Genomic DNA, 23,211 nt, shown 5'->3' with positions numbered 1-23,211 from the left:
CGGCCGGGCGGAGGTGCGGCGCCCCGACGGGCCACGCACTTCCGCCGGGACCACCCCTTTGGAGCGGTCCGGCCGCAGGCTGCCCCGCGGCTACGCTCGAGTGGAAGGGGGTGATCACCATGCCCAGATACCTCATCGAGGCGACCTACTCGTACGAAGGACTCCGCGGGCTCATGAAGGACGGCGGCAGCGGCCGGGTCGACGCGGCCCGCAAGACCGCCGAAAGCGTCGGCGGGCACCTGGAGTCGTTCGACTTCAGCTTCGGCGAGCGGGACACGGTCGCGATCTGCGAGCTGCCCGACAACAAGGCGGCCGCCGCCATGGCGCTCACGATCGGCGCGTCCGGCGGGGCGACCACCAAGACCGTGGCGCTGCTCAGCCCCGCAGAGGTCGACCAGGCGGTTCGGCAGACTGTCGACTTCCGCGCACCCGGCGCCTGATCGACCCACGCGCCGGCCGCCCACGACGGTGAGCCCCCGTGGGCGGCCACAACCACGGCCGCAGCCGCGCGGACGTCGCCGCGCTGACCGCCGTTGCCCGTCTGCCGCGGGTTACGGCTGCAGGCTGCGCAGCGGGCCCTCGGCGTCTGGGAAGTTCCTGGTGCTCAACGCCTGCGGGCCCGCGGTGTGGTCGCCGTTGAACGGCGTCACAGCCTTCGGGTCCTTCGAGCAGCCGGCGGCGACCGCGTCCTCCGGCGAGTTGAACCACAGCCCGAGGTGGTACTGGTGGACCGGGGCCGTCGTCGGGTTCGACGAGGCGTCCGCGATCGGCGAGGTGTGCACCACCGGCGCCGGGGCGGTGCCGGGCGCCACGCTGAACGTCTCGATGCTGAACCGGCCGATGAACGTGCCGGCGGCCACGCCCCATTGGTTCGTGTTGAGGTCACCCTGGTACCAGGACATGCCGAACGGCGCGTTCGGCACCTGGATGACGAACAGATCGAAGTCGGTGTTCTTCGGCAGGCCGCTCGCCGCGATCGTCATCACCTCGACCTGCCCCCTCGACTGCACGGTGACGTCGGCCTTGGCCTTGGGCAGGCAGTCCGTATTCACCGAGTTCGCGGACCGGACCATCTGAAAGTGGATCCTGGTGTGCTTGGCGCTGGTGGCGATGGCTGCCGCCCCGCCGCCCGCGATGATCATTCCTGCGGCGCCGAGGACGATGGCGGCGCGTTTGATGTGCTTGTTCATGTCAGCCTCCCTGGATGTCGAACTCTTGTGTCGGGTCTGTTTCGAGACATGCGGACGAAACTGAGCAGGCGGCAGTGGTGGAGGGATGCGGGAAACGAGAGCAGCACGCAGTGGCGCGCAACGGGACGCGCCTACGTGGGCACGGTGCAGTGCGCTCGGTAACCGATTGACCGGCCCGTCGCCGGCGCTCTCCTCGCCTTGGGGAACGGGCCCACGGACAAGGTACTGCACGGAAAATGCCCGAGGGTTGGTGTCGCGTTCGGCCGGTGAGGCGGTATTGCTGTCGCCGTCGGCCTCACCTGCCGGACGTCACCTACGGCTCATACAGGCGCGAACCAGTGGGCACGGTTGGGTTCGAACCGCTTGTAAGTTCTGCCCCAGGGCGGGCGGCCCGTTTCGGGCCGCATCGAAGACGTACAGAAAGTTCTCACCAATATGTGGTTCTTCGGTGTGTCCGGTCTCGGGACCTGCGCGACAGATCGGTATCAGGACCTGCGTGACACTGCGCCGAGGGTTGTGGAGTTGATGTCGTGGAACAGCGTGAGTGGGTCCGCTGCGGGGCGTCGTACTGCCACAGCTGAGGCATGGCCCGGATGATGCCTGCAACGGCGAGGATGGTCAGCACGCCACCCACTGAGATCGCCCAGCGTGGTCCCCATGCCGCGCCCGTTAGGCCGTGCAAGAGGTTGCCGATCTGTGGGCCGCCCATCGTGACGACGATCATTGAGCCTTCGATCCGGCCGCGCAGCGCGTCGTCGGTGTTCGCCTGGCTGATGGCGCGACGGAACGTGCTGAGCAGGAAGTTTGCGCCTCCGCCGGCCAACAGCGCGGCGGCGGCGAGCCACAGCTGGGGTGCCAGCCCCAGCAGTACGACCGTCACACCCCAGACTGCGGCGGCGGACGCCATCAGCAGACCGTGCCGCCGTGCATGGGTGAAGACGCCGGACACCAGCCCAACCGCGAACACGCCTGCCGGGTAGCTGGCGTAGAGCACACCAAGCTGGAAACCGCCCCCGGCCGCGCCGCCGAATTCCCGCTGGGCCAGCTCGGGGTAGAGCGCCCACGGCGCCCCGAACACCATGGCGGCGAGGTCCACCCCGATCAGCGCCACCAGCAACCGCAGTGAGAACAGGTAGCGGAAACCGTCCAGCAACTGGCCGGCCACCGGCCGCCGCAGCGCCCCGATCGCGCCAACCGAGGAAGGCGTCGTCCTGGCGGGCGTTACCGGTGTCGGCGGCACGGGTGGTTGCGGTGGGAGCGGAGGCAGTCGGAGCACCGACCACGCGACGACCAGCAGCGCCAGCGTGTCCAACAGATAAAACGTGCCCAGCCCCACCACTGGGATCAGCACCCCGGCCAGCAGCGGACCCACAATCGACCCGGTGTACCGAACCAGCGAGCTCAGGCCGTTCGCGGCGGCCAGCAAATCGGCCGGTACCACGCGGGGCACCGCCGCGCCCATCGCCGCCATGATCGCTCCATAGCTGAGGCCCTGGCAGGCGACCAGTGCCATCAGCACCGGTACCGACCGCAGGTCCAGTGCCGCCTGCGCCCACAGCGCCGCGTACGTCAGCGCCAGGCAACCGTCGGCGACCAGAAGCAGCCGCCGCCGATCCCGAGCATCGGCGAGGGCACCACCCCACAACGCCGACACCACGAGCGCGACCAGCGACACCGCCGCCGAGACCCCCACAGTCGCGGACGAGCCGGTCAACGTGAACAGCTGCGTGGGAATGGCCAGCCCGCTGAACGAACCACCCACCGCGGCGATGACCGACGCGACCCACAGCCGCCGATACGCGGGGATCGCCAGCGGGCGCCGGTCCACCAGATACGCACCCAGCTTGCGTCCCCTGGCGCCCCCTCCGGCACCGCCGGTTCCGCGACCGGAGCCGCTAGTTCCAGCTGCCGTAGTCGACGCTCCCATACCCATAACCCCCGGTCGGCTCATGCCGGCTGTGGCCGGCACCGACGATCCTGGGCCTTACCCAAGGGGAAAGGTCCAGCATCGATACGGGGGCTGCCGAGCACGCAGCCGATGATGATCGTCCAGCCGGACGTGTCACCCAGGTCCCGAGACCCGACAATGTGGTGCTTCGGTGCTTCGGTGCTTCGGTGCTTCGGTGCTTCGGTGCTTCGGTGCTTCGATGGTTCTTCGCGCGACTCTCTCACGAAGGTCCAGGATGGGGCCTACATAAACTTGCGTTGCAAGCTACGATGCCGCTCCGCCGGTGTGCGTTGCACCCATTCGTTCTTTCGCGTACGTGATCAACGGTCGTTATTTGGTCGAAAGGAAGTCCGCGAAACACTGAACCATGGCCGGCTCGTCAGCGAATGGTTCGGACCCACTTTCGAAGTTCGTTTCGGACGTGGCCAATCGGTGCGTCGAACGATCCTGGTTTATGGGCTGTCCGTGTGCGTCGCTGGCGTGCGGGAACCGTTCGGGGCGGACCGCGGGCGACCGGACGCGTTCAGGGCGGTTGCCGTAAGCGTTGCCGTACGGCTTGTTCGGTGCCCGCTCCCGGAGCCTCCCGGCGCGGCGTCAGTCCGTCGCCTTCGGATGGCCGGTGCCGGCATGCTTGATCCAGCACGTCCGGGTCTCGTGGTCGGCCAGGTACCAGACTCGGCCGCCGGCCGTGACTTCGTACTGCCACTGGGCCAGGGCTTTCCCGCCGTAGGTGTCGGTGGAGAGGCCGCCTTTGAGCGGGTGGTGTCGCGCGGTGGGCACAGCGGGACACGGGTCGGCTTCGATCGCGTCGAACGCCGTGCGGGTGTTTGCGGCAGCTTGCCGACAGAGGTCCTCCCAGCCTTTCGCGGCGTCGTTGGAGGCGAAGCACAGGGCGTAGCCCCCCGTGCGCGGCGGCGGGGCTGCTCGGTCGCCGCGTTTGGCGCTCACTGCTCCTCCGGTCGGGTCACCGGTCCGAAGTCGTCGAGGGGCTGTGTTGTCAGTGCTCGGTACAGGTCGGGATCGGCGTGAATCTCGGCGGTGTGCCGCCACTCGGTGAGACACTGCGACACTGCCGCGGTGTTGCCGATTGCCGCAGCCGCCTCTGTGGTCGAAACGAGTTCCGCCGCCATGTCGTCGATGTCGGTTGCGGGCAGGAAGCGTACCCAGGGCAGCGCGTTCGGGAGCACCTCGCGTAGGAGACCCGGCTCGCGGCGCGCGACCCCGGCGAGCAGCCGCGAGGTTACATCGATCACCTCGGCCTCCGCTTCGGCGCGTTCGGCCGACATCAACACGAGGTCTGCGGCGTCACGCCGCCGCAGACGTACCGCGCGGGCGCGGGTCAGACGGTCGGTCGTCTCGGCCGGCTGACGCAGCAGTTCGGAGAAGGGCACTGACTCCAACGGCGCGGCGCTCACATATCAACACTACTTCAGAACTGCCGTGTACAGCCAGCTTCAGCCACCGGTCCGCCCGGACGTGGGCAGGTCATGACGGTGTACGGTCATCGGCCGCTGGCATTACCCGAGCCGGAGGCCGTGGACCGTCGCCAGGCAATTGCACCTGTACGCACCGGACTCTCCGCCGCCGCCTCACCAGGGCTGTAGCGCTGCGGCCAGACCACCGCCCGAAACGTCCTGACGCCGGCAAGGGGTCCACTCGACCTGGTCCCGTTGCCGTATGGTTGCCGAAAGGACGGCCTCCGGCCGCGTGTTCGTGCTGGTGGGCACGGTTGGGTTCGAACCAACGACCCCCCGCTTGTAAGGCGGTCGGATTTTTCCAGCTCAGAGCCTATGCCCTCGGCTGTCGTGCCCCTCATGTGCCCCAGCGCTAGATGGCTGGCGGCGTGACGTCGAAACCAGCCTGATCGGTGTACGCGATTGCGGACCATCGTTCCGCCCCGACGGCGTGAACCGTCTTCACGATGGTCCAGTCGAGCAGGTACCCCGGCAGCGCGAGCTTCACCACCGCGTCGCACGCTTCAAGCTCGGCCGGACCGTCCCAGGCCAACTGGGCGGTTACAGCCTCTTTGACTACTAGGTCTGGCCGTGTCGTGACGCGCACCGAGACCGGCCTTGTGCTTTCGGCCTCGTCCGCGATCCCCGGGTAGAGCGCTCTGGTTTCGGCGGCGACATCGCGATCTGAGGTCAGATCGCAGGCGGCCCAGCCGGGCAGTGGGCGCGGGCAGGTCGATGGCCTACCCGACTTAGTTGCGCGCCGCCCGCCCGCTTCGCCGTCAACAGAGCCTTGACACTGAACCTTCGCAGCTTGCGGCAGCCGCCCGAATCCGTCCGACGGCTTGCCTGGCACCGATTGAATACCGGCCCGCAGTCCAGGGCACCCGCAAACAGGTTCACACGGCACATTCTGTAGCAGGGCTGCACTCCACTCGGCCACCCCCGGCGCATGGTAACCTGCCCCATTGCAGCCGCACCCGGCGCCCCCTTTGCACCTATCTTAAATGTGACCCGTCTCGATTGGCGGTATCGCCTAAATGCAGGACGTGACAAAGTTTTTTAATACGCAGGCCGCAGCCAACGTCATCGCCATAGTTGCCGCAGCGATCGCTATCGCGGCCTTCTGGGCGGCCCGGCGAACCAACAATGCCGCGCGAGTCGAACTAGTTACGGACGTTCGCCGAGAATGGGAGGAGCATCGTCATGATTGGGCGACATGCCTACTTCTTTATAATGGCGCCGATGATTACTATGTCGATGCCTCGATAGAGCAGAGAGAGCGCGTACATGCTTTACTCGCGAATATCGAAGGAAATCCAACCGGGCTGACGGCGAACATCAACGCAGTGCGGGCAGAAACTCGTACTGTTCGAAGGGTGATGCGGTTTCTGGCCTACTGTGGTCGGCTTGTTCTAAGTAACAGACTCTCGTGTGACGACATCTACAACATCCTCGGTCCAGACGTCGCGCGCCACGGCAAGGCCATTCGGTGGCTATGTGGCTCGGCTACCATGAGAGAATCGATGCCGTACATGGACTCTGATACCGAATGGTCACACATGGCCGACCAGATAACAGAATGGTCGTACTTTAATGAGCAAGAAGTCATTCTTGCACTCATTGACATTCTGTGGTCGCAAGTATCGAAAAACGGCGATTTTGGACCAGATTCCCTTATTCGCGTTGCGCAACATAAGCGGACAACCAAGTCCGGCCTGGATGGACGTCGACGTATCAGGCGCTTGGCAAGGCCGCGCTCAGGAATTCTTCACGCGTGGCGACTGAGCCGTGAGTTGAAGTATTCCGAAAGACTTCCCTTCGACTCGGTCTTCGCCGGCAATCGTCGTCACGTCGAGCAGATCGACCCCATTTACCTGCGACGCACACTCGGAAGCTCGTTCCTCACGCGGCGACGCATCGAAAGGGCGCTGGAGCTACAGAGGCAGGCAAGTGATGACGACTGAACAAACCTGCGATACGGGGATTCGCTCGCCGTTACGTGATCGAGACCAGCGCGAGGCAAGCCTGCCGAAAATACAGTTTTTTGTCCCCTTGTGGCTGGACGCTGCGATAAAGCCCGCGGGACATGGAACCCGAGCCCGCCCTAGTAGGGCCGCCTGGCATCCCGATGGAGCCGGCTGTGCCCACCGCTACCCATACCGACGCCACGCCGAGCGGGCGTCGAAATTCACGCCCGACTGAGCCGAACTTCTACCTTTGCGCTGCTCATGGCACCAGGATCGGTTGCGAGTTGCGTGCCCTCCGGAGGCGGGAGCGGCCTTTCGCCAGGGCTCAGACGTTCCGCGGCCCAGGTTAGCGCCGACTTCTGTCGACTTGCACTGCTGAATCTGGCTGTAGTGAATCAAGGCGCCGCGCTGCGCGCGGCGCTGGTTGGCTCCGTTGATCGGCTTGTCGCCTCGTTAGTACGCGGCGGATTCTTTGAGCTACCGCGATGTCCGCCGTGGTCCAAGCCGCAGCTCCCGCAGCCTCGTCCCCCGCGTGTACTCACGCTCTTCGCCTCCGGCGGGACCTCAGGCTCCGGGGAGGTCGCTCCGCTCCCCGAGACCGTCGGCCAGGCCGAGCCCAGCAGACCGGCACCGCCCGCGCCAGGCCAAGCCGCTTCGCGGTTGCCTTCGGCGAGCCTGGCCCGGCCGGCGCCGCCCAGCTCCCCGTGGGGTGGCCGACGGCATACGGGGAGACTCCGCTGCGGACCGGGGGAGTGGGAGCGTTCCTGCTTACTACGCCGCTCGCGCTCGGCCTGCTGGCGGCGCAAGCGCCGGCATCGGCCGGCGCGGCGGCGGCGTTGGGAGGGGCCGTTCCCGGTCGAAGTGTCGTGCCCCCCGCGTGCCCCAAGGCGCGGTCAACCACGGTCAGCGAGGGGCGCCAGCGGCTCGGGGCAGACCCGAACGGCCGGAGCCGGAAGACCGCCCGTGAACTGCGCGAAACCAGATCGATAACCTGTGGGCACGGTTGGGTTCGAACCAACGACCCCCCGCTTGTAAGGTCCGAGCGCCACTCGTCGGCTGACCTTTGGCGATCCATGACGTCGGCAGCACCGCTTGATCGACGTTCACGGGTCGCTGGACTGCCACAGACGTTGCTACAGCTGGCGCTACAGCGGTGGGACTACCCCCGGCGTGCAGGTCGACTCGTCCGTCATCTCCTTGTCGGCGTGCTCGCGATGGCGGCTGATCTGGCAGTTCGTACGCCAGTACTGGTCGACATTGGTCGATGGTGGGTACCGTTTGGTGGCCCAACGACGGCCCAGAGACTGCCCACGGTCGATGGGGTGAACGCTGACACGTACGTGTCAACTGGTTGGGTTGGCTCCACGGCCGACAGGGCCGCGCGGCGACCGGGTTTGCGATTACTACGGCTGGTCTGTCCGCTGGGAGAGTCGGCCGTCGACGTCCCTCGCCCAAGAGCGATTGCTTGCATCGCGAAAAACCATGGCTACGCCGAAGTCTCCACCCGCGTAGAAATCAACCTCATCATGTTCGAATACGTCGCGCGGCAGCGGGTGGAACTGTGCCTCCTGTGAAGGGCCGAGAGTGCCGATCAGGTATCCGAACATCTTGGTTGGGGGGAAAACCTCGTCGGCTTGATTAACGCGGACGTCTCGATAGAGGTCGAGCCGGACGTCGTACACCGGAAGCTTCGAAGCGTTGAGCAGATAGACGCCATGGTTCGGTTTGGTCGACTGCGGCACGTGATGCAGTGGTGGGTTCCATCCGGTCCAGGCGCAGACCAGGGCGGCCTGAGATTGAGCGCGCTCCTCGGCAATGGCAGCGTCTCGACGCGACTCGACTAGGAAGAGGTTCCTTGCGGCTCGGGCGGCTACGACCGCAAACGATGCCGTAAAGAGGGTGGTCATAGCGGAGATCCAGGTGGGCAGGTCGCCTAACTCGACGGCCTTCGCAAGCGGCATGTCTGTTGACGGTAAGCGAGCCGCGCAATCGTCGGCGACTCGCGCCGAACCTCCGTCCTGTGTCATCCCGTCTGCCGTCGACCCGCCCTTACGGGAAGCGCACCTTCGCCCGCGGTGCCCTGTCAACTCGTCGTTGACACTCTTCCGCGGACCGGAGGCGCCGCGGGCGAAGGTGTGCTTGGCTCTGCCCGGGTCGATGGCGGGCGGGATGACACAGTCCCTCCTCAACCCCCGATCACCGCAACGTCGCCGCGGCCTCCCTCATCCTGGAGCCGGAGATCCCCGCCGGAGGCACAGACTCCTTCTGCTCGGCGCCGTCATGCACGTCGCCCTGGTCCCGTTGGCGGGCCGGGGCTTTTGCGTTTTGGCGGACCGAATTGACGTAGGTTCGCCCGCGCCGGGGGCTGAAACGACGCCGCCCGTGCCGCCAGGCTAAGGGCGAGCGGCGCGGCGCTTGGCGCCGGCCCCGCAGCGGCGCGGGCGAGCGGCCCGTTTCGGGCCGCCTTGAAGACGTACAGAAAGTTCTCACAGACTTCGCCGCACGCCTGTCGCGGCACACGCCGCCTGTCTGACTCCGGTTGATGCTTGACATGGCGGCCTCGCCTGAGCTTGACACCTCGCGACCTGGTCCTCGATTTGCTTGTGAATGCAGGCGGGAGGCGAGAGGTGCCGTGCAACTTGATGTCTAGCGATGACGGTGGGAAGAGCTGAACGCCTAGTAGATGCGTCCGTACGGTATGTTTGCGTCATGGTGATCTATGGCGGCCAGTCGAACAGCGACTACCACGACGCTGTAGCAGGGCTCGATAGCTACGGCCGCCTGGTTAGCGAGCTTATAGCCGCACTGACCGCCGAGGAAGCTATATCCTGCCTTGCCGTGACTCACCGGGTAAAAAGTGCCGAATCGGCGGCGAAAAAAATTGCACGAGATCCGGACCGCTATGCTAATCACGCATCGATTCATGATCTGCTCGGAGTTCGGGTCATTACCTATTTTAGCGATGACGTCGACCGGGTCGGCGAGATTATTGAACGCGAGTTTGACGTAGACCGGCAGAATTCGGTCGACAAGCGGCAACTCCTAGAGGCGAAAGAGTTTGGTTATCTTTCGCTGCATTACGTGTTGTCTTTGGACATAAAGCGCGCCATGCTTCCCGAGTATCACAAGTATGCTGGTCGTCCATTCGAGCTCCAGATTCGCTCGACACTGCAGCATGCATGGGCGGAGATTGAGCATGACCTCGGCTACAAATACCCCCATTCGCTGCCTGCAGAAATTCGGCGCCGGTTCGCAAGAATTGCTGGCCTGCTGGAAAGTGCGGACAGCGACTTCGTGCACCTTCGCGACCAGGTAGGTGTAATTGAACAACACGCTTTCCGGGAAGCAACGGACCACCCGGAATCGGAGTTAACGCCGCACAACACGCTGGCCTTCGTTGAGAGCAACAAAGTGGCGCTTAAGTATGAAAATTATCTCAGGCAGCTACTGGGTGCAGATTCGTTTACCGACAATGGATCATACACGGACGAGAGGGCTATTGGCCTTTTAAAAGAGTGCGGAATCCCCACTATCGAAGAACTTGAGGCGTTCTACGCGAAGAACCATCAGAAGTTGCGCGATTTTGCGCATTTATGGACGTCGGAGACACCTCGGGTTATACGGCGGATCGATCGAGGAATCAGCGTATATTACATTGCGCTCTTTAATCTAGCGCGTCTTAGCTATTCGAAACGAAGTCATTTGATGGCGAAATACACGTACGGAGCGCGTCATTATGAAGAGAGGTTTGAGATGGTAGGGAAGGCCTGGAAGAAGTCGAGTTCCGCGAAGGGCGGGGAATGACATGAGGACGGCCTTCCTTTATGGATGACCGACCGCATATCAACTAACGACTTGCCAGATCCCAGGGTTATTCTGACGCACCTTCGGCTGGTTTATAATTCTCGATCTCTTCCGTCTCGTCTAGAATCCATTGCAGGTATGCCGGGTTGCCGAGCGTCATTGGCGTAGCAATGACACACGGCACTTCATACGGGTGTTCACGGTTGACCCGGTCGATAATCTGCCGAACGAGAGACGTCCGAGTGTGGAGCATCACCCGGGCTTCGGGCTTGTCGTAGATTTCCCCTCGCCACCTGTAGATAGATCGGATTACCTCGACGCAGTGTCCGGACGAGCACAATCGATCCTCGACGAGTTGTCGAGTGAAGGTTGCCAGCCATTCAGCATCGGGTGCGGTGATCACAACTTCACTTACTGCTGGCTGCATCCGGGCTTTCTCCGGCAATGAGGAAGTTGATGGCCTCTGTGGCCTCTTCGGCAGTGCGCCCCATTGCGCCCCAGCCGGTGACGATCTTTCCGTCGTAGCTTAGGCCGACCCACCTGCCGGACATACGCTGGCCGTGCGGATGCAGGACGAAGTACATAGTCCCTTTGGAGCGGACTGAGCCGTCCGTTGCTGCGTACCAGCCCATCAGGATCTCGTTGTCCCAGATCCGAAGCTCGCCTTGCCAGTGGTAGCCGCCGTCTTCGACAGCAATGCCGCGCGTTGTCGTAGCGACGTCGATGCGCTGGCCCTCCTGGCGGAACTTGACCTCGTGCAGCGTGATGACCTGCTCGCCGTCCTTGAACGTCTGCCAGGACGCCCACCAGTCGCCTGACAGGTTGAGGCGGTAGCTCGGGATGCCGGCCAGCTCGCCGAGTTACAAGGTCGGGCGGGGCCTGTCCGTCGACCAGGTACGAACCCTGCTCAAGGCGGCAGAGGGACATCGGCTCTACCCGCTCTATGTGGTGGCCGCGACGATGGGCCTTCGCCGTGGCGAGCTGCTCGGCCTGCGTTGGGCCGATCTCGATCTGAATCGTGGTACCTGGTTGCCGGACAAGACCGCGCAGCGGGTGGCCGGCGCCCTGATTCTGCAGGACACCAAGACCGAGGACTCTGACGCGCTGCTGCCGCTGCCGGAGCTCACCTGGCTCACGCTGCTCGACCACCAGCAGCGGCAGCAGGCTGAACGGGAACGGACAGGGGAGCGCTGGCAGGATCACGGCCTGGTCTTCCCGTCCGAGGTCGGTACCCCGATGGAGCCTCGGAACCTCAACCGGCATTTCGAGGTTTGCGCGCCCGGGCCGGGCTGTCGGGTGTCCGGCTACATGACCTCCGGCACACGATGGTCACGCTGCTGCTGGAGCTGGGTGTGCCGCCGCACCTCGTGCAGGCCATCGCCCGGCATGCCGATGTCGACATCACGTTGAAGATCTACGCGCATACCAACCTGGATGCCATGCGCGAGGGGATGAAGCGTCTTGATGACCGGCTGGACTGAGTTGCTACAGCCGTTGCTACAGGCGGCCTGCGTCATCCTGGGGTTGACGGCGAACCGGCTGGTCGGTGCTGGTGGGCACGGTTGGGTTCGAACCAACGACCCCCCGCTTGTAAGTTCTGCCCGCTCCGTCTGCCGACGTCCACCTACGTTCCTGGCGTGCAACGGCTGAGCGCGCCTGACCGGCAGCGTCTGCACATGTACGGCGCGGTTGCCGTAAGCGTTGCCGTACGACGGCGGCTCGTCAGCGGAGCGGGGACGGCCCCTTCCACTCACTGTGGCAATGCGAACCAGGCATGAACGAGACGCCAGGCGAAGATCGGTGCCGGCAATAAGCAACGGTCCGCAGTTCGACGAACCTACGCCATAGGCAAGGTTTATTAACAGATAATGATCGGCCGTCGTCAGCTCAACCAGTTCGATGATCATAACTTTGAGTATATAGATGGCACGTTACCGTGCGTTACCGATCGTCAGCCAAAAGGGTGAATTATTCCGGGAATGTCCAACACCACCCGGTCGTTGCATCACCGAAGCGTGAGGCGTACATTGACCGACGTTTCGTTCACACGTGCGAGTGGGGCGCACGATTTACACGGAGGGTGAGGGTGTACGACGTTGACTTCCTGCCGGTCGAGAACGACCAGCAGGACGGGGGAAAGAGTGGCGACGCAATCGCCATACGGTTCACTGTGGACGCCACCGGCCGGCGTGGGGTGGTCGTAATCGATGGTGGATTCACGGACATCGGGGATAACCTGGTCGGACATATCCGGCGTTACTACCGCACCAATAGCATCGATCTGATGATCTCGACTCATCCAGATGCTGACCACCTGAACGGCCTGGCGAAGGTAGTCGAGCAGCTCACGGTCCGCGAACTCATGATCCATCAGCCGCGGTTGCACATCCGCGACGTCTCGGAATTCAGCAACCTCGAAGCCCTCGACAACCTGATCACGCTCGCCAGGCGCCGTGGCGTCATCCTCACCGAGCCGTTCGCCGGGGTCGAACGTTTCGGCGGGCAGCTGCGCATCCTGGGCCCGACCGAGGAGTACTACGAGGCGCTCCTCCGCGAGCAGCTCGCCGAGGCGAAGGTAGGCGCGTTCGCCGACACGTCTCAGCCGCGCTGGCTGCAACAGGTAGCACGAGCGTTCGAGCAGGCTCTCACGTACCTCCCGCTGGAGACTCTCACTGACGAGGGCGAGACTTCGGCCCGCAACAACGGGTCGGTCATCACCCTGATCACGGCCAGCCAGGAGCGCATGCTCTTCACCGGGGACGCCGGCATGCCGGCACTCGAGGCTGCCGCCTCGTGCTACGAGAACTCCGTAGGCCCGTTCTCCGCGGCGCCGTTGGGTTTCTTCCAGGCGCCGCACCACGGCAGTAAGCGAAACGTCGGGCCGACCATCCTCAACCGCATCCTGGGGCGGCCCGAAGCTCCGTACAACGCCGACTGCACATCGTTCGTTAGCTCCGCGAAGGCCGCGCCGAAGCATCCGTCGCCCAAGGTGGTCAACGCGCTCAAGCGCCGAGGGTGCACCGTCTTCGCAACGGAGGGCAACATGATCTTGCACACCGACGAGAACGAACGCGGCTGGCTCCAGATGACCGAGTTCCCAACGCTCGGCGAAGACGGCGATGATTAACGAGATCCTGAGCTTGTTCGACCGGTACTCACGCCAGGCGCGCGTGCTGCCGGGGCTCTGGGCAGCCGCGCCGGCGATCATTGCCGGCGTGGTGCTCGTTCCCAAGGAGCCGCTAGCGGCGCTTCTCCCGATCCTTCTGAGCTGTGGTTTCACGATCTTGCTCGCTAACTTCACGCGCAGCGTCGGCAAGAACCTGGAAGACCGGCTCGTCCGCAAATGGGATGGAATGCCCACCACACACCTGCTTCGACATCGAGAAGCAGGCAACTCAACGGTGTTCCAACGCCGTCGGAAGGCGCTAGAACGGCTGTACGGCGACCGGCTCCCTACCAAGCGGCAAGAGCTCGCGAACCCGGCAAGCGCAGACGAGGTCTACGTCGCTGCGACGCGCTACCTGATCCGCGTCCTCGACACACAGCGAAGCGCGTTCCCCCTTGTTCCCAAGCAGAACGCCGACTACGGGCAGGCGCGCAACACCCTTGCGCTGCGTCCGTACGCGTTTGTCGTGCTCCTCCTAGGGGCAGGGATCGATTACTACTCCTGGAAGAGCCACGGGCTGTCCGCTACGTGGTTGGTGGTAGTGACCCTGCAGGCGGGGCTGCTGGCCTACTGGCTGTTCTTCGTCCGCGAGTCGTGGGTACGCCAGGCTGGCGACACCTACGCCGTGCGACTGTTCGAGGCACTCGACCAGCTCTCGGCTGGGAATCAGCCGCCGGGTCACTCCGACGAGGAGGACGCAGACCAGCTGACCCAGTAAGGCACCCGAGTCTCGGCGATCGTCTTTGAAGACACCACGCGATGGCGCTTGTAGCCGCCCGGCCGGATAGCGGCCACAAGCTCCTACGGTGTTGCTGCCGAGCGTCACCGCTGGACGACTCCACCGCCGCCCGGTACCACGCTTCGAGCTCCTGAGCCCACGGGAAGGTCCGACCAACGGAGTCGTCAACGTCGCGGTCGAGCGCGGCTCGCGCTTGACCGCACGCACCGAGTTGCGTAGCTCCCAGGAGCCTCGAAGAGTCGTCGACCGCGACGGAGGAACTGTGGCGCCCCAGCCTTACACCGCGCGGTAGGACTCAAGCAGTCCAGCGGTCATCATCAGCGCCGAGCGCGCCTCATGGCGCCGCAGTTCGCCGGCCTCCGGATGTGCGCCAAGGTCGCAGAGAAACTTCAGCGACTTGCGTACGACCTCGGCACGCTCGCCGTAGCCAACGCGTCGTGCGCTTTGGGCCCTGCGGAGCTCCCTGAAGCTCTCCTGCACTTCCGCCGCGTCGTCTTCCTCGTCCGGCTTCTTACCGACCAGTGCTGCCAAGGACTGCCGGAGCGCCTCGACAGTGAGGCGCCAATCCCCCTCACTGAAGCGTCGGCGCGCATCCGCGAAGTAGCCAATCGCCTCAGCGAGCGCAGGGTCCGTCCGGAGGTCCGGGACCTCCAGCTCGACAAGGAAGCGACGCGCGTAGCCAATCTGCTCAAGCAGGCCGAGCCACTCGCTCTGCGGCACCCGGTAGTCGATTGTATTGATGTGGATGGGCAGCTGACTTCCATCGACCATGGCGTGGCCAGCGAGCGAGATCCTCAAATGGAGTCCGCCACTGCGGTACTCCTCAATCAACTGCAGCTGGCGGTCGTCGATCGTGGCAGCGAGGGAGATCATGTCCCAGGACCCGATGGCGGCAAGGTCTGCATCGCGGTCGAACGGCACCAGGTCAGCGAGGTGCGCCGCAAGGCCCTCGCCCTCGACATTGAGCATCTCAATGCGGCCGCGGAGCGACAGGCGCATCCGCTCCGCCTCAGCTCCGCGATTCGTCAACTCGACGCCCAAGATCAGGCGCACGACACCGACTCCACGCTGGCCGCCGATCTGCTTGATCTCCAGCCGCACAGCAGCTCTTGAGCCGATGTTGATCCACGTCTCGTTCATGGGGTTGCTCCGCTTCGCATGAGTGGCCGAACCGGGACAACCTCACAGCTCGGGATGCCTCTGAGCGTACTCCACTGTGGACAGAACTAGGCAAGCGAATTGTCGCCGACGAGGATCTTAGCGTTGCGAGTCGCGGGCGAGGCAAATGAAGAGCGCAACGCACCACTGCAGAGGGCTCCACCCGGAACGGATCGGCCGTTCGGTCTCACCCACGCCGAATTCGGCGATTTGATCAATAAATCAGTGATCCACCAGCGACATCCTGACAGGGCCGCTTAGATGCGCCTCGAACTGTCGTGCAGCCATTGCCGCACGATACGCCCATCGGCCGTAAAGTCAGCTCCCGGCATGTCTCCTACGTGCGTCGTTCACGAGCTCTACGGCGCGTCACGTAGGTGCACCCCCGTCCGAGGCTCGAACGCCCATCGCTTGGTGGAGGCAGAAGTTGAGCAGTCTAACGTTTACACAACAGCTAGTAGTTAATTCTCTGGGTGCCACATTAACGCTGCTCGGCGTCCTCATGGGCATTGCTATTACCGGAAGACGTGAACGAAAGGCTCGACGCAATGCCTATGTTAATCGCCTAGTTGAGAAAAAATACGACCTATACCAACGATATCTAGAGATTCTTGACAGAAATGTCGACGAACTCACCGGCGAACGCAATCTTGACGACAAGCCGATAACGTATGCTGACACGCATCTTGTCGAGCGTGAGATGCGAATGTTTGCCGATGATGGAGTCCTGGCCATTGCGGATCTGTATCGAGATGCTGTTCGCGACATTGCGAGACATTGGTCCAATGCGTCGACCGAGAAGCGAGCGGAGCTGCGTCGCTCCGCGTGGCATGCGTCTGATGTACTCCAAGCTGCGATGAGGGCTGACTTGGGCATCGACACGATGAGCTACCTGAGCAAGACAAAGAAAACGAGGGTCCTCAGACGTCTCCTTAAACATGAGTTGGAGCTTCACCAGCGGGATGGGCGGTCCGAGGGTGCCGAGCAACGAAGCTAACGCTACTCCGGGCTAACGGTGGGGACGGGCGGCGTGGGTAAAAGCGTAGGCCGTCACGCCTAGAAAATGGCAGCAGGGCTCGTGTTGCTACGCCGCACGGTGCAACCGAGGCGCAAGTAGCTCGTCAGTAATGCCCTGGTCCCATGAAGCCAGGTCAGCCGCGCGTAGCCCGGGTCACTCCTCCGGCTTTTGCTGGCATGGGCCGTTCCGCACTGTGCGCTCGTACCATGAGCTGCAACACCGCGTCAGCGGTAACGTTCGTTCGGCTTCTGATTAGGAGCGCGGCAGCCGTGGCCACGTTCGTACCGCAATCTCTGCGAGTTCACGCTGTCGAGCCTCGATCGAGGCTCTCGTCCATACCGAAAAGTCCGCTGCTTTTTTGGTGAGCTGAAGGGCAGAAGCTGCTAAGATCGGCTGCTTGATATTCCACGATTTATTGCCGATTCGTCCATTCGGGCCCCGCCTAAGCAGGCACAGATTGCCGATTCTATGAACGAATGTCCGTCTATCGTCGGGGGTGAATTGCGGCCAGTCGGCGGTTTTCGCCGACTTGGGGAAGATGTGCTCCAAATTGACCTGATCGGCGTCATCGTTGACGACTAGCTCTGGCTCTCGATCGCCAATGACCTCAAGTTCCATCGCGCGGAGGATGTATCTTGCAACGGGTGCACGTACGACTTTCCAGACTTTGAAGGTATTTTGGAATTCGCCATCCGTTGGGACGAGAGCTCCGACTTTGGTATCGGCAAGAATCCCCTCGGTGGACGATGTGGCACCGGATCGGACGCTTTTCGCGGCCTCGCAAAATGCTGTCTCAGCGGATCCAGCACCCAAAGTTCCTGCGCAAAGTCCCCGGATCGCCCAGGAGACCATTGTCGGTACGAACCGGGTGATTTCTTTCTTCGGGAACGTTGCCAAGACTGCTAGCATAAGCGGCCGATACTGCTCCAGGTTAAGCTCAACCAAGACTTCTGCAGCGCTGCCTACGCTAGATGGGTAATCGGCCCAATAGTCACTTTCTGGAGTGATGATCGCATCATATGCCCGAGATGAGTCTTTTAGGTCCTGTGAAAAGGAAACAGCGGAAACCGGATCGCTTACGACGGCTTTCATGCGGCCGTAGACGTCCCGCTCGCGTACTCTGCCGTGGCGTGAACTCAGCAAGTGACGTGCGAAGCTAGTAAATCGCTGGTTCCCGACTTTGTCGATGTCAAGATTTGTTAGCGTGCTGGTCCAATTGTTTTGGACTTCGTCCAGTCGTGAGCCAGATTGTTTGAATAGGTAGTTCTTCAGAAGGTCGGCAACAGTAAGGTCTGCGCCGCGGTCATTCAGTGTCTCGAAGATCAGGAATGCATCCGCCTCGCTGGCTACGTCGATTGCTACAATTTGTGCTCCCGTATCGAGCCAGTCGACGAGTTCGTTGAGTTTCTGCCGCCAGCCGGTGCCGTGGGACCCGACGAACTCTTGTACCCTTTCGCTTAGGTAGCCGTAAGCGTCTGCAATAAGGCGCTGGCTAACGTTCAATGGCGCGAAAGTTTCGCTCTTTACGATGTGCGACTCGTAGAAAGCTCGATCATCAGTGTTGAGGATAAGTTTGGGGCGGTCCGCTCCGACTTTACGATCGAACTTGCCCAGGTAGTCCTGCTGTGTGGACTGAGCGAAGTCTTTCTCGCCTTCGTCGAGGAAGCGATTGCGAATGCTCGCTAGTAGAAGGGAGGTTGTCACGAGTCGCTGCTGGCCGTCAATGACGAGCTGGCGGCCCTCGTCGCCCCCTCTAGCGAGAACCACGGTGCCGAGGAAGTAGCTGGTCTTGTCGTAGAAGCTCGTCCGCAAGTCGTTCCAGTAGTCAACCACTTGCAGCTTTTCGCCTGAAGTGCTAGCGCCGGGGAGCGGTTCCTCCGCAGTACGCCAGGAGTAAGCGCGCTGATAGTAGGGCACCGCAAGGGAACGCGTGCGCAGTAGTGCAGCGATTCCCGACGCCTCATACCGAAGAAAGTCGTCTTGGGGCATGGTGTATACAAACATGAGCGAGGGCCCTGAGTAAATAGCCCCTCGCTACCGGGATGTAGGTGGCGCAAGTCTGGGCGGGCTCGTCACGATCGCAAACCCTGCTTCGGTCGTACGTCCAGCACGAGGTTCGAGCTCGCTACATTGGCCGCTCAGTGGCGCCGCCGGTTCGACGATCCTCGAGGATGCTGAGGTACGCGGTCCTCCCTGGACGGCGCCGCCGTCCTTGGACGTCCCAGAGGACGAGGTTTCGGCGCTCTTCAGTGCGCCGGACCCTATGGGTATGGACGCTGAAGTGCGGAACGCTGCAGTTGATCGCCTGACTAGCCTACGGGTGGCAAACGAGGCGACGGACAGCAGCACTAATTCTCAGCCGGGATCTTGCCCATCCTGCGGGTCGCTTGAGCTGCGCTACCTTGTTGCGCTGCGGGCCTCTTATTACCTGACTCTACACATTAGGAGCGTGCGGTTTCGTAAGCAAGTCGTTGAAGATATCGCCGGCAAGTTTGCAAAGTTTGCTGCCAACTTTGACGACGTCTGGGGAAAACTCGACGTCTTCTTTGAGGCCTACCGTGAGGACGTCGAGTCCGATATCGACCCAGCCATGCTTCGCGCGCATGAGCATGAAATCGAGTACTGCCGGGTGTGGACAAACCACGCCGCTCTTTTGTGCGGGCAACCGCAACTGGTGCAGCCGCGGTTCAGTCGGCTTCATCGGCCGAGGTCAAACAAGCGGGCGAGCTGAGGCCCATACGCGGTCTATGGCGTCAAGGTAGACCGTGGCCATGCTGTCGGAGTGGTCACGTCGCACGTGCAGAACAGGCGCGTGGGCGGCCGGAGTTTTTAGGACGTGGATGTTCACGTAGATGTCGTCGTCGCCGCGGTAAATGGAGTTATAGAGCACTGTGTCGTGCTGGCGTACCTTGACGTTCGGCACATGCCTGATGGCCTTCACCAAGACGAAGGCGTTGCGGATGCGGGCGGCGAGCACATCGTCAAGCTCCTCGTCCGCGCCACGCCTGGCGATGTGGGCGCCGGTCGGGTCGCCCAGGGCGATCCTCACGGGGACGCCGGCTCGGGCTCTCGTTGCGATGGCCCGGAGCACCACGGGGTCTTCCAGCAGAAACAACGCGCTGTACGCCACAATGTCGATCGCTTGTTCGGCGTCGCGGAACAGCCGACGCCAGGTATCGGCCGGTACCAGACTGCGGCTGGCGTAGGTGGTCCTGACTTCGTCCGTGGTTAGCAGGGCATCCCGCGGAGCGGCGTCCGGCCAAAGGTCGTCAACGGGCCAGCCGGTGAGCCGGGACAGCTCATTGCGGTAGCGCGGGTAGGGCACGCGGCCGGCGAACCAGCGGTCGACAGTCTTGGGGTCGACGCCGAGGCGGCATGCGACGTCTACTGCGTTGAGCCCGGCGCTGGCGAGTGCCCGGGTGAGCGGATGTCGCACGACGACCTCCCCGGCGAGCATCGAGTGCAGCCGATTCTAGTCAAGAAGTCCCTGGACGTCCCTCGAACGTGGTGTCCGGGCGAGGACGTCTCCGGGCAGGCTGTCGATGACAACACGCCATCGTGCGATGTGTGCTTCGCGAGAGTGAGGACGCTATGGCCCGAGCCGGGGATGCGCGGCGCGCGGCAGACGCGCTGGCGTTGGCGTTGGAGGAAGCCGGCTTCGACGTAGGACGGGAGTTTCCGCTGCTCCAGGCCACGGTCAGCCGCGACGGAACACCCACCGTGGAGGTCGGACACTTGGTGCCGGTTGTGGCCGAGCGGTTGGCCGACTTGATCGCGCGGGCGGCCAGCAGCGATGTCACGGTTGAAGGGCTGCCAGACTGACGGCCGGGCGTAGAACGTGGGGAAGGATGGCATGCGGTCGACGGCTTGGGGTGCCTACAGGAGCATCGCGGAGGCCCTGCGCGCGCGGCTCGCCTCCGATGAGTTCGGGCCCGGTGCCGCGCTGCCTTCCGAGGCTGCGCTGGTCGCCGAGTACGGCGTAGCCCGCAACACCGTCCGGCGAGCCCTCGACCAGCTCGCGGAGGAAGGGCTGATCATCACCCGCCCCGGACGAGGTCGGCTGATGGCTGGTCCGGGGGAGCCGGCTCAGCCGATGCAACCGCAGTACCAGCGCATCGCCGCCGAGCTTCGAGCGCAGATCGAGTCGGGAGAACTTCAGGCCGGGGACCTGTTGCCGAGCGAGTCGGTGCTGGTCGAGCGGTACGGGGTAGCCCGCGGCACGGCGCGGCAGGCGCTCGCGGCGTTGCAGGACGTCACGGTGTCCGTCCAGGGCAAGGGTCGCTACGTAAAGACCCGGTGATCGACAAGCCTTAGTCTCGGACATGTGGAACATGTCCCGTGGGCTCGTGACCTCGCACGTCATCTGCTGGCCGAGCCCCTGCCGACCCGCTGGGCACACGTGCAAGGCGTCGGACACACCGCAGAGGAGATCGCCCACATCGCGGGCGACGACGCCGAGATGCTGATCTGCGCCGCTTGGCTGCACGACATCGGCTACGCCCCGGACCTGAACATGGCGGGATTCCACCCGCTCGACGGCGCTCGCTATCTCCGCGATGTCGAGCACGCCGACGAGCGGCTAATCCGGCTGGTCGCCAACCACTCCTGCGCGCTGATCGAGGCGCGTAACCGCGGCCTGGCCGATGACCTCGACAGCGAGTTCCCGAGCCCGGCCGACTTCCTGCTCGACGCGCTGACGTTCTGCGACATGACGACCAGCCCGACCGGTACGCCGGTCAACCTGGAGCAGCGTCTGGCGGAGGCGTTCGCGCGCTACGGCGACGGCCACCTCGTCACGCGGTCGCTGACGGAGGCTAGACCTCAGCTCCAGGCGTCAACGGACCGTGTTCTGGCCGCTCTCGGCCGCTGAGGTCAGCCGGCCCTGCTCGTTGCGTTTCCAGCGGCGCCCGGCGCTGTCCAGAAATTCGATCTCCACGGGCTCGGGCTCGACGTACGAGCGGCGCCATGACTCAGGCGCGGGCCGGCGGATCGTCTGACCGGGCGGGACCAGTCCGACGAACTCCGTCTCGCCGCCCTCGGGCATCGGCAGCTCGACCTCGTAGATCGGCATTTCGCTGGCGTTGTGGACGTGGAAGGCCAGCTCGCGGGCATCGTTGGGTTTGCGGTACTCCTCTATCCACGCGCTGATTCGCGCCGCCTGCCCGCGCCGTTCGTCCTCGGCCCGCTCCGCCTCGCGGTTCTGCTCCCGCCGCAGCAGCACGAACCCGACGATGAACGCGCCGACCGTGCCGAGGGCGGAGAAGACGCTGCCCGCAGCGTTGACCCAGTCGCTACCCAAGGTGCGGCTTCCCGGCCTGGGACAGGTAGTGCTCGATCCGCATCCGCATCGACCGGTGCATCGTCAGCCCATCCAGCGCTGACGGTGCCACCCACACGACCTCCCGCGACTCGTCGCTCGGCGTCGGCTCGCCGCCGAGCGGCCGGGCGACGTAGACGATGGAGAACTCCTGCCGCACCTCGTTGTTGGAGGTGTAGAGGATGACGTGCCGCGGGTCGGTGTAGATGCCGACCAGGCCGACGACCTCGACGTGGATTCCGGTCTCCTCAAACGTCTCCCGCACCGCGCAGTCCGTCATCGACTCGCCGGCCTCCATCGCCCCACCAGGCAGGGACCAGTTGTCGTTGTCGGTGCGGTGGATCAGCAGCAGCTCACCGGCGTCGTTGACCACGACCGCGTTAGCGGAGGGGACCAGGCTGTTGGCCTTGGGAGCGTCGGGGTCGTCGAAGAAGTCGATGCGGCGGGCCAAGACGGAGACCTCATTCCAAGGGTGTGCCGGTCGCCCAGACGCGGTCGAAGCTCTCGACGTACGTGCCGACCATGTCCCCGCCCTCGACGTGGCGCAGGTGCAGGACCGGGGCGTTGGAGGCGGGCGTGCCGTAGATGTGGGTGTTGACGAGCACCTGGTCGTCGGCCCGGTAGATCGAGTTGTAGAGAATCGTGCGGTGCAGCCGGAACTCGATGCCGTCCAGCTCCCGCAGCGGCTGGTACAGCACGACGGCGTTGCGGCACCGGGCGCCCATGTCCATACCGATGCCCTCGTCCTCGCCGCGCTGCTTGACCTCGTCGCTGTCCGGGTCGCCGATCAGAATCCGGAGTGAGACACCCTCCGAAGCCTTGCGGCGGAAGATGCGCTGGATACCCATGTCCTCGGGGATGAACAGGCCGCTGTACGCCAGCACCCCGATCTCCCGCTCGGCGTTGTCGAAGAACGTCCGCCACAACTCCGACGGCACCGCCCACCGCGCCGGATAGATCGAGACGATCTCGCTCTCGGACGCGTTGGCCACCTGGTCACGGGTACGGGCGTCCGGCCACAGATACGCCTCGTCCACACCGAGATGCGCCGCGACCTCGTAGCGGTGGCGGCGGTACGGCGTCCGGCCGGCGATCCACCGCTCGACGCTCTTGGGATCGACTTCGAGCAGATCCGCGAGGTCGTTCGGAGTGACGCCGCGTTCGAGCATGGCTGAGCGGAGGCGTTCGTTTTTCATGGTTCCCCGTCGCAGGACGTCCTGGCCGTTGCCCACCCTAGGGGAGACATCTTCGATACGTCCAGCCATGCCCTGACCACGTCCCGTTGATGAGGCGCACGCTCATCGCATCGAAGCACGACGAACCTTCACCGGCACGCCGTGCAAGCCTAGACTTGAACATGGTGCACATGTTCACAAGCGAGAGGAGTCGTCTCCGTTGCCACTGCCCGCCCCGCTCGATGGTGAAGACCGCTGCCCGTGCGGCGCCCAGC

General features: G+C 63.8%; 24 protein-coding genes, 1 tRNA gene and 1 pseudogene. 9 read left to right on the top strand and 17 right to left on the bottom strand.

Annotation, left to right across the window (positions count from 1 at the left end):
• The first annotated feature begins 119 nt into the window (after window positions 1–119).
• Window positions 120–440, top strand: coding sequence for a GYD domain-containing protein (locus ACQP2P_RS38735; RefSeq protein WP_433609584.1), 321 nt, complete (start codon window positions 120–122; stop codon window positions 438–440).
• Window positions 441–551: 111 nt separating this feature from the next.
• On the opposite strand, the gene ACQP2P_RS38730 is transcribed toward ACQP2P_RS38735, so the two are convergent.
• From ACQP2P_RS38730 to ACQP2P_RS38705, 6 genes are all read right to left on the bottom strand, one after another.
• Window positions 552–1,190 (bottom strand): hypothetical protein, encoded by a 639-nt coding sequence (locus ACQP2P_RS38730; RefSeq protein WP_433609582.1) that lies wholly within the window; start codon window positions 1,188–1,190, stop codon window positions 552–554.
• 427 nt (window positions 1,191–1,617) lie between these two features.
• Window positions 1,618–3,018 carry an MFS transporter gene (locus ACQP2P_RS38725; protein ID WP_433609580.1) on the bottom strand — a complete coding sequence of 467 codons (1,401 nt, stop codon included), beginning with the start codon at window positions 3,016–3,018 and terminating at the stop codon, window positions 1,618–1,620.
• 714 nt (window positions 3,019–3,732) lie between these two features.
• Window positions 3,733–4,086, bottom strand: a complete 354-nt coding sequence (locus ACQP2P_RS38720; protein WP_433609579.1) for a hypothetical protein — start codon at window positions 4,084–4,086, stop codon at window positions 3,733–3,735.
• A complete protein-coding gene (locus ACQP2P_RS38715; RefSeq protein ID WP_433609577.1) occupies window positions 4,083–4,553 on the bottom strand; it encodes a hypothetical protein in 471 nt (156 codons plus the stop codon). Before ACQP2P_RS38715 ends, ACQP2P_RS38720 begins: the two co-directional genes overlap by 4 nt.
• Window positions 4,554–4,855: 302 nt before the next feature.
• Window positions 4,856–4,934, bottom strand: a tRNA-Val gene (locus ACQP2P_RS38710).
• Window positions 4,935–4,965: 31 nt separating this feature from the next.
• Complete coding sequence (locus tag ACQP2P_RS38705) at window positions 4,966–5,445, bottom strand: hypothetical protein (protein ID WP_433609575.1); 480 nt, start codon at window positions 5,443–5,445, stop codon at window positions 4,966–4,968.
• A gap of 184 nt (window positions 5,446–5,629) precedes the next feature.
• Here ACQP2P_RS38705 and ACQP2P_RS38700 point away from each other — a divergent pair, with 184 nt between their 5' ends.
• Entirely contained in the window at window positions 5,630–6,556 is a 927-nt protein-coding gene (locus tag ACQP2P_RS38700) for a hypothetical protein (RefSeq protein WP_433609574.1), read from the top strand.
• A 1,406-nt stretch (window positions 6,557–7,962) separates the two neighbouring features.
• Here the strand turns inward: ACQP2P_RS38700 and ACQP2P_RS38695 are convergent.
• Complete coding sequence (locus ACQP2P_RS38695; protein ID WP_433609572.1) at window positions 7,963–8,520, bottom strand: hypothetical protein; 558 nt, start codon at window positions 8,518–8,520, stop codon at window positions 7,963–7,965.
• A 748-nt stretch (window positions 8,521–9,268) separates the two neighbouring features.
• Here ACQP2P_RS38695 and ACQP2P_RS38690 point away from each other — a divergent pair.
• Complete coding sequence (locus tag ACQP2P_RS38690) at window positions 9,269–10,363, top strand: GTP pyrophosphokinase (RefSeq protein ID WP_433609570.1); 1,095 nt, start codon at window positions 9,269–9,271, stop codon at window positions 10,361–10,363.
• 67 nt (window positions 10,364–10,430) lie between these two features.
• Here the strand turns inward: ACQP2P_RS38690 and cutA are convergent, their stop codons facing one another.
• Together cutA and ACQP2P_RS38680 are read right to left on the bottom strand one after the other, a co-directional pair.
• Window positions 10,431–10,766, bottom strand: a complete 336-nt coding sequence (gene cutA, locus ACQP2P_RS38685; protein ID WP_433609568.1) for a divalent-cation tolerance protein CutA — start codon at window positions 10,764–10,766, stop codon at window positions 10,431–10,433.
• A 4-nt stretch (window positions 10,767–10,770) separates the two neighbouring features.
• Window positions 10,771–10,947, bottom strand: a complete 177-nt coding sequence (locus tag ACQP2P_RS38680; protein WP_433609566.1) for a hypothetical protein — start codon at window positions 10,945–10,947, stop codon at window positions 10,771–10,773.
• Between the two features lie 256 nt (window positions 10,948–11,203).
• Here ACQP2P_RS38680 and ACQP2P_RS38675 point away from each other — a divergent pair.
• The 3 genes and pseudogenes from ACQP2P_RS38675 to ACQP2P_RS38665 all read left to right on the top strand — a co-directional run bounded on the left by ACQP2P_RS38675 (window position 11,204) and on the right by ACQP2P_RS38665 (window position 14,247).
• Window positions 11,204–11,844: pseudogene (locus ACQP2P_RS38675) on the top strand (tyrosine-type recombinase/integrase).
• A gap of 605 nt (window positions 11,845–12,449) precedes the next feature.
• Window positions 12,450–13,490: a ComEC/Rec2 family competence protein gene (locus ACQP2P_RS38670; protein WP_433609564.1), complete on the top strand. Its 1,041-nt coding sequence runs from the start codon at window positions 12,450–12,452 to the stop codon at window positions 13,488–13,490.
• The gene (locus tag ACQP2P_RS38665) at window positions 13,483–14,247 is read left to right on the top strand and encodes a hypothetical protein (protein WP_433609562.1); all 765 of its coding nucleotides are present in this window, start codon (window positions 13,483–13,485) and stop codon (window positions 14,245–14,247) included. The genes ACQP2P_RS38670 and ACQP2P_RS38665 overlap by 8 nt, the downstream gene beginning before the upstream one ends.
• A gap of 297 nt (window positions 14,248–14,544) precedes the next feature.
• On the opposite strand, the gene ACQP2P_RS38660 is transcribed toward ACQP2P_RS38665, so the two are convergent.
• From ACQP2P_RS38660 to ACQP2P_RS38640, 5 genes are all read right to left on the bottom strand, one after another.
• The gene (locus ACQP2P_RS38660; RefSeq protein ID WP_433609560.1) at window positions 14,545–15,408 is read right to left on the bottom strand and encodes a hypothetical protein; all 864 of its coding nucleotides are present in this window, start codon (window positions 15,406–15,408) and stop codon (window positions 14,545–14,547) included.
• Window positions 15,409–16,027: 619 nt separating this feature from the next.
• Window positions 16,028–16,414: a hypothetical protein gene (locus tag ACQP2P_RS38655; RefSeq protein WP_433609558.1), complete on the bottom strand. Its 387-nt coding sequence runs from the start codon at window positions 16,412–16,414 to the stop codon at window positions 16,028–16,030.
• 282 nt (window positions 16,415–16,696) lie between these two features.
• The gene (locus tag ACQP2P_RS38650) at window positions 16,697–18,433 is read right to left on the bottom strand and encodes a DUF262 domain-containing protein (RefSeq protein ID WP_433609556.1); all 1,737 of its coding nucleotides are present in this window, start codon (window positions 18,431–18,433) and stop codon (window positions 16,697–16,699) included.
• A 445-nt stretch (window positions 18,434–18,878) separates the two neighbouring features.
• Window positions 18,879–19,145: a hypothetical protein gene (locus ACQP2P_RS38645; RefSeq protein ID WP_433609554.1), complete on the bottom strand. Its 267-nt coding sequence runs from the start codon at window positions 19,143–19,145 to the stop codon at window positions 18,879–18,881.
• Window positions 19,146–19,154: 9 nt separating this feature from the next.
• Window positions 19,155–19,901 (bottom strand): XRE family transcriptional regulator, encoded by a 747-nt coding sequence (locus ACQP2P_RS38640; RefSeq protein ID WP_433609552.1) that lies wholly within the window; start codon window positions 19,899–19,901, stop codon window positions 19,155–19,157.
• A gap of 110 nt (window positions 19,902–20,011) precedes the next feature.
• Here ACQP2P_RS38640 and ACQP2P_RS38635 point away from each other — a divergent pair, with 110 nt between their 5' ends.
• Genes ACQP2P_RS38635 through ACQP2P_RS38625 form a run of 3 tightly spaced genes read left to right on the top strand, consistent with a single transcriptional unit; the run spans window position 20,012 to window position 21,314 of the window.
• Entirely contained in the window at window positions 20,012–20,266 is a 255-nt protein-coding gene (locus ACQP2P_RS38635) for a hypothetical protein (protein ID WP_433609550.1), read from the top strand.
• Between the two features lie 31 nt (window positions 20,267–20,297).
• Window positions 20,298–20,744: a GntR family transcriptional regulator gene (locus ACQP2P_RS38630; protein WP_433609548.1), complete on the top strand. Its 447-nt coding sequence runs from the start codon at window positions 20,298–20,300 to the stop codon at window positions 20,742–20,744.
• Between the two features lie 24 nt (window positions 20,745–20,768).
• On the top strand, window positions 20,769–21,314 hold the full coding sequence (locus ACQP2P_RS38625) for an HD domain-containing protein (RefSeq protein WP_433609546.1): 546 nt from the start codon (window positions 20,769–20,771) through the stop codon (window positions 21,312–21,314).
• On the opposite strand, the gene ACQP2P_RS38620 is transcribed toward ACQP2P_RS38625, so the two are convergent.
• Genes ACQP2P_RS38620 through ACQP2P_RS38610 form a run of 3 tightly spaced genes read right to left on the bottom strand, consistent with a single transcriptional unit; the run spans window position 21,279 to window position 22,957 of the window.
• On the bottom strand, window positions 21,279–21,743 hold the full coding sequence (locus ACQP2P_RS38620) for a hypothetical protein (RefSeq protein WP_433609544.1): 465 nt from the start codon (window positions 21,741–21,743) through the stop codon (window positions 21,279–21,281). The two genes, ACQP2P_RS38625 and ACQP2P_RS38620, sit on opposite strands and share 36 nt — an antisense overlap.
• On the bottom strand, window positions 21,736–22,212 hold the full coding sequence (locus ACQP2P_RS38615; protein WP_433609542.1) for an NUDIX hydrolase: 477 nt from the start codon (window positions 22,210–22,212) through the stop codon (window positions 21,736–21,738). Before ACQP2P_RS38615 ends, ACQP2P_RS38620 begins: the two co-directional genes overlap by 8 nt.
• 10 nt (window positions 22,213–22,222) lie before the next feature.
• Complete coding sequence (locus tag ACQP2P_RS38610) at window positions 22,223–22,957, bottom strand: helix-turn-helix domain-containing protein (RefSeq protein WP_433609540.1); 735 nt, start codon at window positions 22,955–22,957, stop codon at window positions 22,223–22,225.
• Between the last annotated feature and the right edge of the window lie 254 nt (window positions 22,958–23,211).

The organism is Dactylosporangium sp. CA-139114 (genome assembly GCF_050955725.1).
In the GTDB taxonomy this organism is placed as follows: domain Bacteria; phylum Actinomycetota; class Actinomycetes; order Mycobacteriales; family Micromonosporaceae; genus Dactylosporangium.
Note: the sequence above shows the minus strand (reverse complement) of the source record. Positions and strands in the feature narration are given on the sequence as shown.

Excerpts from the sequence above, each read along its gene's own strand:
- ACQP2P_RS38735 (WP_433609584.1), top strand. The coding sequence starts at position 120 with ATGCCCAGATACCTCATCGAGGCGACCTACTCGTACGAAGGACTCCGC.
- ACQP2P_RS38730 (WP_433609582.1), bottom strand. The coding sequence starts at position 1,190 with ATGAACAAGCACATCAAACGCGCCGCCATCGTCCTCGGCGCCGCAGGA.
- ACQP2P_RS38700 (WP_433609574.1), top strand. The coding sequence starts at position 5,630 with ATGCAGGACGTGACAAAGTTTTTTAATACGCAGGCCGCAGCCAACGTC.
- ACQP2P_RS38695 (WP_433609572.1), bottom strand. The coding sequence starts at position 8,520 with ATGCCGCTTGCGAAGGCCGTCGAGTTAGGCGACCTGCCCACCTGGATC.
- ACQP2P_RS38690 (WP_433609570.1), top strand. The coding sequence starts at position 9,269 with ATGGTGATCTATGGCGGCCAGTCGAACAGCGACTACCACGACGCTGTA.
- ACQP2P_RS38680 (WP_433609566.1), bottom strand. The coding sequence starts at position 10,947 with ATGTACTTCGTCCTGCATCCGCACGGCCAGCGTATGTCCGGCAGGTGG.
- ACQP2P_RS38665 (WP_433609562.1), top strand. The coding sequence starts at position 13,483 with ATGATTAACGAGATCCTGAGCTTGTTCGACCGGTACTCACGCCAGGCG.
- ACQP2P_RS38660 (WP_433609560.1), bottom strand. The coding sequence starts at position 15,408 with ATGAACGAGACGTGGATCAACATCGGCTCAAGAGCTGCTGTGCGGCTG.
- ACQP2P_RS38650 (WP_433609556.1), bottom strand. The coding sequence starts at position 18,433 with ATGCCCCAAGACGACTTTCTTCGGTATGAGGCGTCGGGAATCGCTGCA.
- ACQP2P_RS38645 (WP_433609554.1), bottom strand. The coding sequence starts at position 19,145 with ATGAAGCCGACTGAACCGCGGCTGCACCAGTTGCGGTTGCCCGCACAA.
- ACQP2P_RS38640 (WP_433609552.1), bottom strand. The coding sequence starts at position 19,901 with ATGCTCGCCGGGGAGGTCGTCGTGCGACATCCGCTCACCCGGGCACTC.
- ACQP2P_RS38630 (WP_433609548.1), top strand. The coding sequence starts at position 20,298 with ATGCGGTCGACGGCTTGGGGTGCCTACAGGAGCATCGCGGAGGCCCTG.
- ACQP2P_RS38610 (WP_433609540.1), bottom strand. The coding sequence starts at position 22,957 with ATGAAAAACGAACGCCTCCGCTCAGCCATGCTCGAACGCGGCGTCACT.